The organism is Rhizobium lentis (assembly GCF_017352135.1).
Lineage (GTDB): Bacteria > Pseudomonadota > Alphaproteobacteria > Rhizobiales > Rhizobiaceae > Rhizobium > Rhizobium lentis.
In genome coordinates, this window is sequence record NZ_CP071458.1 from 94,735 (window position 1) to 107,600 (window position 12,866).

Consider the following 12,866-nt stretch of genomic DNA (forward strand, 5'->3'; position numbering starts at 1 on the left):
TAATGAAATGAGCAGACTGCGAATGGGCGTCATTGGCGCCGGTCTTTGGGGCGGCAATCACGCCCACACCTTTAATGTCTTGCCGGAGACCGAGCTGGTCGGCGTCTGCGACCTCGATGAGGGCAGGGCGCTGAAGATGAAGGAAACCTACGGCGCAACGCGGGCCTTCACCGATTATCAGAAGCTGATCTCCAGCGATCAGATCGATGCGATCTCGGTTGCGACACCCGACTTTACCCACACGCCGATAATCCTCGCCGCTCTGAAAGCTGACAAACACGTGTTGAGCGAAAAGCCGCTTGCGACGACGGTGAGTGAAGCCGAGGAAATTGCGGCGGCTGCCGCAAAATCCAAGGGCAAGCTGATGATTGATTTCCACAACCGTGTGAATCCGATCCTCGCCCAGGTTCGCGACATGATTCAGGACGGTCAGATCGGCTTGGCAAAGCACGGGACCGCGCGTCTTTCGAATACGACATTCGTTCCATTCGAAATGCTGAGCTGGGCTGCAAAGTCTTCGGCACTCTGGTTCCTGGGAAGCCACCTCGTCGATGTCCTGCGTTTCATTCTCGCAGACGAGGTCGTGCGTGTTTATTCCGTCGCCCGCTCTGGGACACTGTCTGCCGGCGGCGTGGATACGAAAGACTTCCATGCGTCGATCCTTGAATTTTCCAAGGGCACGGTCGTGACCATGGAGAACAGCTGGATCCTGTCGCGCGACAATCCCTCGCTCGTCGATTTCAAGGTCGAGTTCGTTGGTGAAAAGGGCCAGATCCAGGCAGACCCGACCCATAGCGGCGGCCTGCGCCGTATCGTCGACGGCGGACTGAAATACAATGACTACATCGGCATAACGCCAACCGGCGCGACGCGTATCGGTGGCTTCGTGTTGGAATCCATCGCTCGCTTCGTCGATAGCGTGGTGCGTGATGCTCCTCTGCTGGCAGATGCACAGGACGGTCTGGAAAACACCAAGATCCTGGCGGCGATCGAACAATCGGTCGCAAGCGGCAAGGCTGTGAACATCGGCTAATGCCGCACCCAAAAGCTCGGGGCAAATCCGTGCGAACAGTTCGGCTTGCCTCGCCCAAAAATACTGGGAGTAGATAAAAATGGCGTCCATGACCTTTGATGGGATAGGCAAGACCTTTCCGGACGGAACCGTTGCTGTTGCGAATGTAAGTTTTTCGGTCGCGGACGGAGAATTCGTCGTTTTGGTCGGCCCGTCGGGTTGTGGCAAGTCAACTTTATTGCGGATGGCTGCGGGTCTTGAAACGCTCAACAGCGGTCGGCTGCTCATGGATGACGCCGATGTCACCGAGACCGAGCCACAGGACCGGGATATTGCGATGGTTTTTCAGAACTACGCGCTTTACCCTCATATGACCGTTTACGACAACATGGCTTTTGGCTTGCAGCAGCGCAAAATGCCCAAGGACAAGATTGACAAGCTGGTGCGCGATGCAGCCGAAATGCTTGATCTCGCGCGCTATCTCGAGCGCAAACCGGGGGCATTGTCTGGTGGTCAACGCCAACGCGTGGCGATGGGTCGAGCGATCGTTCGCCATCCCATGGCCTTCTTGATGGACGAACCTCTTTCCAACCTGGATGCCAAGCTCCGCGTGCAGATGCGCGGTGAACTGAAGCTGCTTAATCAGCGGCTCGGCGTCACAACCCTTTATGTGACCCACGATCAGGTCGAGGCTATGACCATGGGCGATCGCGTGGCTGTGCTGAAGCCGGTGTTTAACGGACAGCAGAGTAATCTTCAGCAGATCGACACGCCGCAGAAGCTTTACGACAAGCCGTCCAATCTGTTCGTCGCGGGGTTCATCGGTTCGCCCGCCATGAATTTCGTACGCATCGAGCTGACAGCGGAAGCCGGGACGCTGAAAGCTGCGATTACCGGGACGAATATATCCTTCGCCATCCCCGCCCAGCCAGCATTGTCGGTCTTTGCCGGGCGACAAGTCATTGTTGGAATTCGCCCGGAGATGTTCAAGGTTTGTCCCGAGGCCGAGGCGTTGTTCAATGAGCAGATCCCGGTTGCCGAAGCGCTTGGAGCCGACACTTTCGTGTTTTTCGACATCGCCTCACCGCCGGTCAATATCAACGATGCTGAGGATACTGAAGACTTTCCCAACAAGGGTAAGAACCGGCTTGTGGCGCGTATACCACCGGCGCTGACACCTCGACCCCATCAGGTGCTGCCATTGACAGTCGACCTGGAGAAATTGCACTGGTTCGACCCAGTAACGGGGGCTGCGATCCGCGACTGACAGAACGTGCACGAAATATCGCCAGCTGGGGTTTCAACTCTTTTCTCCTGCCCTCCCAGGCAACTTGGCTGTCGTCGATTACGAGGTCGGCGGCAGCCATTTTTTTAAAACTCGAGACATCAAACCATCAGAATCTGAACATCCATCCGCCGTAAGTGACACCGAGCTTAGAGGAGTGGCCCGTGAAACACATTTCCATTGTCGGTAAGTTCTTTATCATCATGGCCGTCTTTGGCGTCATGGCACTCGGTCTGACGTTCTATCAGAGCCGGCAAATGTTGAAAGTTAACGACAGCTATCAGGAGCTTCTCGACAAAGATGCATCTGCAGCACTTCGCTTGACCCAGTCGAACCGAAGTCTGGAAATAGCGCGTGCCAGCATCAGCGACATGGTGATGACGCGGTCGAAAGAGGCGAGGGCGCGCGCAGAATTTGGCTTGAATGACGCACGAGAAAACTTCGTCAGGTTCATGGATATGGCGATTGCCGCAGTTCCTGAGCAGAGCGAACTGCCGAAGTTGAAGGCGGATGGATTCTCCGTCCTGACCGATACGTGTGGTGCAGCCATCGCTGTTGGTCGCGGCGCAACTAGTGAAGCCGAGCTTGCCATGGTGCAGCAACTCTATCTCACTCTTTGCCAACCCGCCTTTGCTGCCATCTCACCGAGATTCACATTCGTCACGGAAAAACTCGCTTCGGACGCAGAGCAAAAGCGTGCTGACGTTTCAAGCGTTGTCCGTGACACGTCTGTGCTGAGTTTGGGAACAGCTATTGTGGCCCTCTTCGCTGTCTCGTGTTTCGGCCTTCTCGCAATTCGCTCCTGGTTGGTCAAACCGATCAAGCAGATGGTTACGACGATGAAGGTCATAGCCGACGGCGATCTTACTTCGACTGTTGAGGGAACGATTCGCCGCGACGAGATCGGATCGATGGCCCGGGCAGTACAGATCTTCAAGGACAACGAGTTAAGGGCGCGCGATCTCGGAAAGGATGCAGAAACAAGTCGTGGCGCAAATGAGATTGAACGTGCGCGTCTCGCCGAGACCGAGCGTCAGCGAGCGCGGGATATGGCGGAGGCAACGTCCGGGCTTGCAGAGGGCCTAAGGCATCTCGCCGACGGGAACCTCGTGTTCAGCCTCGACGACAAGTTCGCCGAGGACTTCGAACCGTTGCGGGCGAACTTCAATGCTGCTGTTGCTCAACTCGCTGAGAGCTTGAGAGCTGTGTCGAACGCAACCGAATCGATAGATGATGGCGCGCAGGAAATCAGTTTGAGCGCGCAGGACCTGTCACGCCGCACAGAGCACCAGGCTGCTTCACTGGAGCAAACCGCCGCCGCGCTGGATCAAATTACCCAGAACGTCGCCAGTTCCTCAAAGCGCACAGCGGAGGCGCGACATGTTGCGATCGAGGCAAACAAGTCGGCGCGCCACTCCGGGGGAGTGGTCTCCAGCGCTGTCGCGGCAATGCAACGCATCGAACGGTCATCCTCGCAGATCTCCAGTATTGTCGGGGTCATCGACGAAATCGCGTTTCAGACCAATCTTCTGGCGCTCAACGCAGGCGTCGAGGCGGCACGATCCGGCGAGGCAGGAAAAGGTTTCGCAGTGGTTGCCCAGGAGGTGAGGGAGCTTGCTCAACGCTCTGCGCATGCAGCAAAAGAGATCAAGGATCTTATCCTCAAATCGGTTGATGAGGTCAGCAGTGGCGTCAAGCTGGTCCGCGATACCGGCGAGGCGCTCAAGATCATCGTGGACCAGATAGTGCTGATTAACACTCAGCTTGATGCCGTCACGGCCGCTTCCAACGAGCAGTCCGCAACCCTTTTTGAGGTCAACCGGACAGTCAATCGAATGGATCAGGTTACGCAGCAAAATGCAGCCATGGCCGAGGAATCCACGGCTGCAAGCACGGCACTTGCCCTTGAGGCAAAACAGTTGCGCGGGATTGTGGCGGAGTTTCAGATTGAGAATGCACTCTCTGAGCAGCAGACCAGTCAAAGCAACCGTGAAACAGCGTCAATATCTTTGCCAGCACGCCGGATGCTGGCAAAGGTCGCGAACGAACTCGGCAAAGTGAGTGACGGTCGAGTTGCAGATAGATCCCGGCAATGACCGCGGACCTCCCGCAGGAACGTATTGCGGATGTCCTTAGATGACGAAATTCAGCAATTCAGAAAGAAGCAGACTGGCGGCACCGCGTAAAGCCGCCAGGCATTCGCTATCTTCGAAAGCAAGGGCAATTTCATCGCCCGGGCGATGGAATACCAATTCCCGGAAGCTTTCCTGGATTAAATGAAGCATGGGGTTTCCCCCTCGTACGATGTCGCCGTGAATAACGATAAAATTGGGCGCCATGAACTGCTGGAGGTTCGCCAGGCCGACCGAAATGTTGAACGCGTAGTCGCGAAGTAATTCTCGTGCGCCTGGGACGTCGTCGTTGGCCAGAGTCAATAATCGGCTCACATCCAGGGAGTGCGGTTGTGGCAACCGCCTAACCTTGGCCTCGTCCGTTAACCACTTCGAGCCGGCGATTGTTTCCCAGCATCCACGTCGGCCGCACTGGCATATCCGACCTTTGATGTCTACGGTCGTATGACCGATTTCGCCGCCTGCACCTGCGGGTCCCCGATAGAGATGCCCATCAAGGTAAAGCGCTCCACCCAAAGTCTCGCCGATATGGACGGAGGCGAAGTTTCTCCGGCCGCGGCCTTGTCCAAACCATCGGTCCCCAACCAGCAAGGCTCTGGTATCCTGATCGACACACACGGTAACGCCGAACCTTTTGTGCAATTCGGCTTCGAGCGGTAAGCCGTCCAGGAATGGCCCGAGACTGGCGGTCACAATTGTGCCCGTCTCCGTATTGATCATTCCTGCAACTGCTACACCTATCCCTAAGATCGGTTTGCCAGATGCGATGGTTTCTTCGACACAGGTGCTTATAATTCGGAATGCGTCGGTGGGGTGTGTAAGGTTCTTCGGAAAATCGGCGGCGTGTTGAGCATAGACCTTGCCCTCCAAAGAGACCAAACAAGCACTCACGCGGTCGTGCATCAGGAGCACCGCGCATATTGGCCTTGCATCCTTGGAAAACCACAACTTGGTAGCCGGCTTGCCGCCTGCTTCGTTGGGAGGTATCACCTCTCCTTCCGCAAGAACACCCTGATCGATCAGGGGCTGCACAATCCCTCCGATAGTCCCTCGAGTCACACCCGCAAGGCGGGCCAGGTCCGCCCTGCTGGATGGCCCTATGTCGTACAAGGCTTGCAGCAATCGGCCCCGATTCGCAGGGCCCAAGGTTCGCGTTGGAATCAGTTTTTGGGCCGGGACTATACCCTTAGCGCTCTCATCTTTATGGCGATCGTCAGAACTGCCCTCACTTTCTCCCAGTCGGTGAGCTTCGAGTCTTCTTATCAAAGAGTCCATAGCATCCAATCCTGTTGGCCGAACCAATTGCGCCGCCAACGGCCAGCACTATCAGGGGGCTAACCGCTTCTTCGCAATCTGGTGAGGCTCGGGTTATGATCTGGGGGCCATGTGCTGTTCTTCCAACGCATCTTATGATCGGCACCTGGCGTTTACGGGAAACTTTGGCCGGTTCCCGTCCCAAGCCTTCATTCAGTGATCTTAGTGTCCGCCCAATCGTTAAAAACTATTGAAATATCCCAAGCGCTCCGTGCAGAAGCTGACCAAGGTGACGCCCAAGCGGCTGCCTGACCATACACGACAGAATCGAATATTATACTTATTTTATCTCGCGTATCTTGAATATAATTTAGCATATACTTTTTTATATACTTAGTTTGAGCTATCATACCGGGGAAAGCAGTGCTAGCGTTTGTGTGGGCTGATCAGCATTCTAATGAGCATGATTGGAGATCGAGATGAACGGATTCGGTGCACTACGGCTCATAACTCGCAACGCAACTGGTGCTTTCTCAGTCGAGAAGCTCGCCGTTTTCGGTGGGAAGCCTGTGGTCCCCCAGGGACGTGTTACACCTTGGCCCGCCGCGGAGAAGAAGCACTCGGATGCCCTGCGTGGAGTTGTGGATGGTGGAAGATATCACCGCGTTAATCATCCAATTGTGAGCGGTTTGGAGGAAAGCCTTGCAAGGTGGACCGGGAAGTGGCAAGTGCGCGCTGTCGGCAGCGGAACGGCAGCCATTCACATCGAACTCGACTACGTCAAAGAGCGAGGCGAGCAAGTTGTTACCGCAGCATTGAATTGGCCGGGAGCGGTAGGGCCAATCACGATCAGCGGTCTTCAACCCGTCTTCGTTGATGTCGACATGAACTTGGCCGGGATTGATCAGCGCGCCGCCGCTGAAGAGTTCGGCCCCAACGTGGCTGCAGTTTTAGTCACTCACCTTTTCGGAAACAATGTTCTCGTCCCCGACGCGAGGTCTGCAGCGCGAGCTCAAGGCATTGCTGTGATCGACGACATCTGCCAATCGATCGGCGCCGCGAAACCAATCGTCGACGGTGCGCATCTTGATGCAGACGCACTCGCTCTATCCGGAAACGGCGCCAAGCACCTTGGGGCTGGGGAGCTAGGATTTGTCATCACGGAAGACGCCAACTTGATTGCACATGTTGATCGCGTATCGCTGTCCAGCTCGTCTCGGAGCGGAGCGCGAATATTCTCGCCCTATTCCCAAGGGTACAACTACAGGCCCAACGTATTCTCTTCATCTATAGCGAACTTGCGGGTCACTGAGATGGATACGCAACTGCAAATCCGAAGAGACAATAGCAAGCTTTTATGGGAGATGATCAGCGAGCTTGTGGGTATATTTCCTCTTTTCAACCCATCTGACTGCGACCATTCGATGCTCAACTTTCCCCTCCGGATCGAACCTGCGGCACTTGGCTTCGCGCCAGGCCCGGCTGCAAGGGATTTCGTGGTGAAATCGCTGCAGGCCGAAGGCGTGCCTATCTGTGTTTGGCTCACGAAGCCCGTATTCGAATATCTTCCAGACATTCGCGACAACTGGAAGGCCGCCGATTTTCCAAATACAGTGAAACTCTTGGATACGATGTTTTACGTTTCCGAGATTGCGCCACCCAACGATGGCGAATTGATGAAGCTTTATGCAGAGGCGTTTCACAAGGTTTGGAATGCTCTTCATAAGCAAGGTCCGAAGGTCGCCGCAGGAGCAATTTCTGGCTGAGCCCCGCGCGTCGCACCAATTTCCCAGTGCCGCAATGGTCAACATCCGATCCTTTTCAATCATACTTTGCTCAATGCCCGGAAGATTGAAAGCTGCGCTGGGACAAAACTCAGAGCGATTCTACAACGAGGACTCCTTGTATGTCTTTTTCAAAAAGTCCGGAATTACTGATCTTCGACTGCGACGGGGTTCTCGTCGATAGCGAGCTTATCGCAACCAGGGTGCACATCGAAGCTTTGGCGAAATGTGGCTATATCATATCCGCTGAAGAGTATAACGATCGCTTCATAGGAATGACTGACCAGCAAAGTTATTCAGTCATAGAATCCGAGGGCGGCTTGCGCCTACCGGAGGATCATCATGAACGTGTGATGGCCGAAGTTGCAAATCGATATGCTCGTGATCTGCGTGCAACCAGCGGCGTTCGGCAAACCTTGGAAGCTATCGATTTAAGGAAGTGCGTGGCGTCGAACAGTGATGCTGCGAAGCTCTGCTTGGCTCTTAAAGTCACAGACCTGCATGATTTCTTTTGGCCCCATGTCTTCAGCGCTTCGCAAGTTGCGCGTGGTAAGCCAGCGCCGGATCTCTTTCTGTTTGCAGCACAGAATATGAACACACCGGCTGGCAGTTGTCTCGTTATTGAAGACAGCGTTTCTGGAACTCAGGCGGCAGTGGCAGCCGGGATGATGGTGATTGGCTTCGTAGGTGGCTCTCATTGCCTTGCTGGGCATGGAGACAAACTGATGGAGGCAGGTGCCACAAAGCTGTTTAGCCGCATGACGGCGTTGCCACAAATCTTAGCAGGTTTGTGATCACGCAGTTGCGCGCAGGCGAAGCGTCTTGAATCGCAGCGTCACTGTCCAGGATATATCGTGGGATCCGATAGCATCGGTTGGTGCACGGGCTTCACCTCAAATTGACCGATCCTCGCTCGATTGCTCGGCCCGCCAGAAGAATGGAGATACTATGACCGCGAAACCAATGGTAGCTGCAACTCCGGTAACGATCGAGTACCTGGAAAGACTTCCGAATTTCATTTCCATTTGCGCAAGTTGGACTTTCGGACAATGGGGTTGTCAATCAAATGGCTCGTACGAACAAACGCGAGGCGAGTTTGAGGCAGCAACAAAAAATTCGATGCCGCTAACACTGATTGCCATTGAAAACGCATTGCCAGTTGGGATGGTCACGTTGGCTGGTCGTGATTTCGATGGAAAATCTCATCTATCCCCATGGCTTAAGTCGCTCTTTGTCCATCCATTTCACCGCAAGAAAGGAATAGCCACGTTGTTGATCGAGCGGCTGGAGCACGAAGCATCGCGCCTCGGTTACAAAAGCCTTTTCTTGATAACGGAGGACGCGCGAGTTCTTTACGAAAAGAGCGGCTGGCAGGCAATTGATTGCGTCCAAACACCCTATGGCGCAGCAGCTTTGATGGAGAAAACCCTGCCAACGCCTCCTCACCTGAGAACCGCTGCACCAGCATGAAAATAATCGTGTCGAGCTCCAAGCTGCTTTCACCGAAACTCTCTCAACCCTTGAGCACGCTATGTCGCGACCCGGCAACGCAACGCCTTTGTTAGGCTCCGCTTTTATGGATCATCTTGATGTCGAACAGCCTGTTATTACAGCCATAGAGCAAGGGGGGAACCAGGCGGTCGGCTAACAAATCCCATCGCGTAGCGAGGCCATCTCCCCTCTTTCGTTCCCAGCCCAGGCCTTAGCCACTGCTGAGGCGGTTCGTGCTGTTGCAAAAAGCCCCAGGAACAGGCCGTACAACGTAGCGAGCTACCCAAATTCTCATCGAAAGGTTCTGAAACCTTATGCACACCAGCAACAACGTAGCATCAGCGATCCTAAATTCTTACGCCTCGCGTTTTGGTTACCTCGGCGGCCGACGGGATCTGCGGGCATCGCTCATTTTGACTTCTTTTTTTGCTTTCGCTATTCCATCCTATGCCGAAGCAGAGGCGCTGCTTCCGGTAAAGCCTTCACCATATCTTGTAAGTGCGATTACAAGAAACATGTTTAAGCTGCCGAAACCCGACGATGACTTGGTCCTGCTATCTGCGCACCGCGGATCTTGGGAGATCTATCCCGAGAATTCAGCCTATGCCTTGCAAGACGCCTGGAATTCGCAGATCGAGAGCGTGGAAGTCGATGCCCGCTTCACCGCTGACAATGAAGTCGTTCTATCTCACGACTACAGGATTGAGCGCGAGTCAACTGGAAGCGGCCTATTATATAATCAGAACTTTTCGCAGCTACGACAGGCCGATCTACGGGACCGACATGGCCGCGTTTTTACGGATTCACAAGGGCGAAAGGCGAAGTTCCTAACGTTCTCTGCCGCGCTCGATCTACTCGCCCGATATGTCTCCGATGATGGTCATGGCTACGTGATGATCGTCGATATCAAGGCGGCAGTCGATGATCAGGACCCTACTGATCCCATCGAGCTCATGCAACGCTGCCTTGACATTCTCGCGACCAAGGGAAATGCGAAACTCAGCAAAGCCGTTGTATTCAAGCTCAAAGCAAAGGATGCGGTGGATGTCGGCACGATTTTAAATCGGACGACCTACGACCCCAACCTCATTGGCGGGCTAATTGTCGTCGAAAACCCGGATGACGAGAATGTGAAGGATTCCAGCTACGATCCCCACGAGGACTCAATCTACGATCAATGGAATGTGGCGCCGTTCTCCATTCAGTTTGAAATGAACCAATTCTATAAAGGTGACGGTCTGCAGGCATATTTCGACTATATCGACCAGAAGCAGGGCTTCGCCACCTATCATGAAAGTAACTACTTTCCAGAGGGCGTCGCCAACAGCGCCGGAAAATGCTGCTTCGACCACAACACGGATCCGAAATCGACCGCTCAACGAGGGATCGTGCCAGATTACCGAGGAGATCCGGAGATGGCGATCGTCAATCGTACCAATCTTATCACCACTGATTGGCCCGACGTAGTCGGCGATATGTTGCGCCAGATAGGGCGCCGCAACACCACCGAGCTCACGCGCTAGAGCAAGACCTCCGCTTCCAAAAACGGGATTGTTTTGATGAATAATGGAATGAAATTCTTCCTATTGTTTTCCACGCTGGGCTGTCTTGTCGCTGGCGAAGGGCAAGGGGCATCATGCACCAATGAAGCCAATTGTCTTAGAAGCGCGTCGGACAAAGTATCTCAGACGCTCACACCGAAGGTAGTGCCAATTTTCTGGGAATTTCCAAAGCTGTACATCCACGACTCGGCGGCAGAAGCGGATTATCCGGTGCCCGAAGATACGAGGCAGGCATTTGACTTCTATACCAACAAGACTTCCTTCAACTTTCCACCGCACGCGTCAATCGTGACTAGTCAAAGCGCGTCGATCAGACCGGACACGGGGTTCACTGTCCTTTTGGTCGAAAAGACCCGTGAAAATACCGCTCCTAATGGCGGTAGCGCCTTATCGCTTCTAAGTTCTAATTCGAACGATGCTTACCTATCATTCGCGTTGGGAGCCACGCCCAATCCGAATGGTCAAAAGTGGTCTTTTGCGAAAAGCCTGCTTCAAAGCGACATGGCGTCTATTGCATGGTGGCAGAAGCCCTGGGATATGAACGTCGTGGGGCCAACAGGGGCATTCGCCGGCACAGAGTGGATTTACTATACCTTTACTCCAGACGGCAAAGTGCGCATCGACCGTTTTGCTCCGTATACCTATTTTCTAGCTTTTACAGCTTACCAATGGGATGAGGCAGTGCTCGACAGTGGGTTCCCGCATTCTCCTTTCAGCTCTGGTACGCCAGCCGATCGTCCGAAATCCGTGATTTTCGGATCGGTTGGACCATGGGTTATTGGCGCTGCAGCCGCGCCCGGTCAGGCGTCGCCCATGATTGAGCCAATAGAGGCGTTGCCGGGATTTGAGGGAGCGACGATCTTCTCGACCCCGATGTCGATAAAAGAAGTTGTAGCGTATCAGAACTCCCTGAAGAGGAGCGACTTTCTCGACGTCAACATGCTGCCCTGCAACAGCGGCCAGTACCTTTCCGGCGAGATAAGGACTCCCTGCGGCACGGCTCGCCCTGGTAATCCCCCGTCGAATGTAAAATCGGTGGCTGGTGATGGGATCCGCACCAATATCGAACGCTATGACTAGCGATGTTGGACGACTCTCATTTGTTCCGACGGCGATTAGACGGCATCAGATTCAGCTACCGCGATGCCGCAATCCCGGCGGCTTGCGCAGCAAATGTCTGAGCCAGATCGAGCAAAGATGGTGACCACTCAAGCTGTGACATGCCCGCGCAAAGATATTCTAGAACCAAAGCAGGATTAAGCCGTCTTGAATTTCTCGAGCATTGCAGCAGTGAGATTTTCTCCGGCGCGGCCCCAGGTGGCCGGCGTACGATCACTCAAAATCGTATCGACTGCGAGATCCGTTTTGCGAAACGCCATTTGAACTCGCTAAGCGACTTGAGCGTAGGTCCTCGTCCGGCCCTTATTCATCTTTGGCCCAGCCCTTGCTGTCGGCTGTCTTCGCGAGGAGGAATGCATAACACCCGCTGATCTCGTCGAGCTTTCTCACCAACTCGCCGTCCGATCCACCGAGCAAAGTTTGATAGCCCTCGCCTCTTGTTGACCTCTGCCAATCATTCCCAATAAAGCGCGCGGTCGCATTGCCGAGGGAAGAAACCATTGGTTTGGGGCTGCCAAACGATACGGCTGCGCGTCTCAATCCGTCTTGGAAGCTTGCGTCATCGAGTCCGCTATAAGGCTTTCCTTCGGAATTCGTTGCATTAAGGAAGATCTGCTCGTCACCGAACACGGCATATCCGCCGCCCAAGCCTTTTTTCGTTGCGTCCGCTGCCTCGAAGAATCTCTGCGCGACGGTGGCGTTAAGGCTGCCCTGCGGAAACCGCACGACAACAAAGCCTGTCTTACCTGTCATGTCGTTGAGGCGAGAGGTAAGGACGCGATATTGGCGGAAGACGTAGCCAAGGGAGCCGGCAAGTCGATCCGCCGCGGCGTCATCGAGATCACCCTCGGTCTGAAGCGATGCATTCGTTTTGAGGAGATACCCGCCTGGCGTAACCTCTGTCCTCAAGGTCGCAGCGTCGACCCCGTTGGCTGTTATTATCTTTGGCACAATGTCTTTTGAGACTTCGGCTGAAAACGTCGCTCGATCATCATAGCTGGCCTGGGCAAGCCGCGGCAAATGGAAACCTGCGGAGGGCGTTGCCCGATAGGACACGAGCAACTTTCGCTTTGCCAGCGCTGTATTCTGGAATGCTGAAGGGATGGTGGCAGCCTCTTTGATTTGGCAACATAATTAAAATGCTGGTGGGTAATGCCGACGTCGGCTTTTGGATTGCCCGCAGCAGCCGCAGATATGCGCGGCACTCGACAAGATTCATCGGGTTCG

General features: G+C 54.5%; 10 protein-coding genes. 8 read left to right on the plus strand and 2 right to left on the minus strand.

Going from position 1 to position 12,866, the window contains the following annotated elements:
• The first annotated feature begins 7 nt into the window (after window positions 1–7).
• The 3 genes from J0663_RS30250 (at window position 8) to J0663_RS30260 (ending at window position 4,393) form a co-directional block, all read left to right on the plus strand.
• Window positions 8–1,033 (plus strand): Gfo/Idh/MocA family protein, encoded by a 1,026-nt coding sequence (locus tag J0663_RS30250; protein ID WP_027667923.1) that lies wholly within the window; start codon window positions 8–10, stop codon window positions 1,031–1,033.
• 79 nt (window positions 1,034–1,112) lie between these two features.
• Window positions 1,113–2,279 carry an ABC transporter ATP-binding protein gene (locus J0663_RS30255; protein WP_138396895.1) on the plus strand — a complete coding sequence of 389 codons (1,167 nt, stop codon included), beginning with the start codon at window positions 1,113–1,115 and terminating at the stop codon, window positions 2,277–2,279.
• A 182-nt stretch (window positions 2,280–2,461) separates the two neighbouring features.
• Window positions 2,462–4,393, plus strand: a complete 1,932-nt coding sequence (locus J0663_RS30260) for a methyl-accepting chemotaxis protein (protein WP_138396894.1) — start codon at window positions 2,462–2,464, stop codon at window positions 4,391–4,393.
• Between the two features lie 36 nt (window positions 4,394–4,429).
• On the opposite strand, the gene J0663_RS30265 is transcribed toward J0663_RS30260, so the two are convergent.
• The gene (locus tag J0663_RS30265; protein WP_138396893.1) at window positions 4,430–5,704 is read right to left on the minus strand and encodes an ROK family protein; all 1,275 of its coding nucleotides are present in this window, start codon (window positions 5,702–5,704) and stop codon (window positions 4,430–4,432) included.
• 458 nt (window positions 5,705–6,162) lie between these two features.
• Here J0663_RS30265 and J0663_RS30270 point away from each other — a divergent pair, with 458 nt between their 5' ends.
• From J0663_RS30270 to J0663_RS30290, 5 genes are all read left to right on the plus strand, one after another.
• Window positions 6,163–7,449: a DegT/DnrJ/EryC1/StrS family aminotransferase gene (locus J0663_RS30270; protein WP_018482084.1), complete on the plus strand. Its 1,287-nt coding sequence runs from the start codon at window positions 6,163–6,165 to the stop codon at window positions 7,447–7,449.
• Window positions 7,450–7,589: 140 nt separating this feature from the next.
• A complete protein-coding gene (locus tag J0663_RS30275) occupies window positions 7,590–8,261 on the plus strand; it encodes an HAD family hydrolase (RefSeq protein WP_131588169.1) in 672 nt (223 codons plus the stop codon).
• A 154-nt stretch (window positions 8,262–8,415) separates the two neighbouring features.
• Window positions 8,416–8,937 carry a GNAT family N-acetyltransferase gene (locus tag J0663_RS30280; RefSeq protein ID WP_246590486.1) on the plus strand — a complete coding sequence of 174 codons (522 nt, stop codon included), beginning with the start codon at window positions 8,416–8,418 and terminating at the stop codon, window positions 8,935–8,937.
• A 335-nt stretch (window positions 8,938–9,272) separates the two neighbouring features.
• Window positions 9,273–10,481, plus strand: coding sequence for a glycerophosphodiester phosphodiesterase family protein (locus tag J0663_RS30285; protein WP_245503424.1), 1,209 nt, complete (start codon window positions 9,273–9,275; stop codon window positions 10,479–10,481).
• A gap of 48 nt (window positions 10,482–10,529) precedes the next feature.
• On the plus strand, window positions 10,530–11,600 hold the full coding sequence (locus tag J0663_RS30290; protein WP_018517068.1) for a hypothetical protein: 1,071 nt from the start codon (window positions 10,530–10,532) through the stop codon (window positions 11,598–11,600).
• 342 nt (window positions 11,601–11,942) lie between these two features.
• On the opposite strand, the gene J0663_RS30295 is transcribed toward J0663_RS30290, so the two are convergent.
• Window positions 11,943–12,695 (minus strand): hypothetical protein, encoded by a 753-nt coding sequence (locus tag J0663_RS30295; protein WP_246590487.1) that lies wholly within the window; start codon window positions 12,693–12,695, stop codon window positions 11,943–11,945.
• Window positions 12,696–12,866 lie beyond the last annotated feature (171 nt).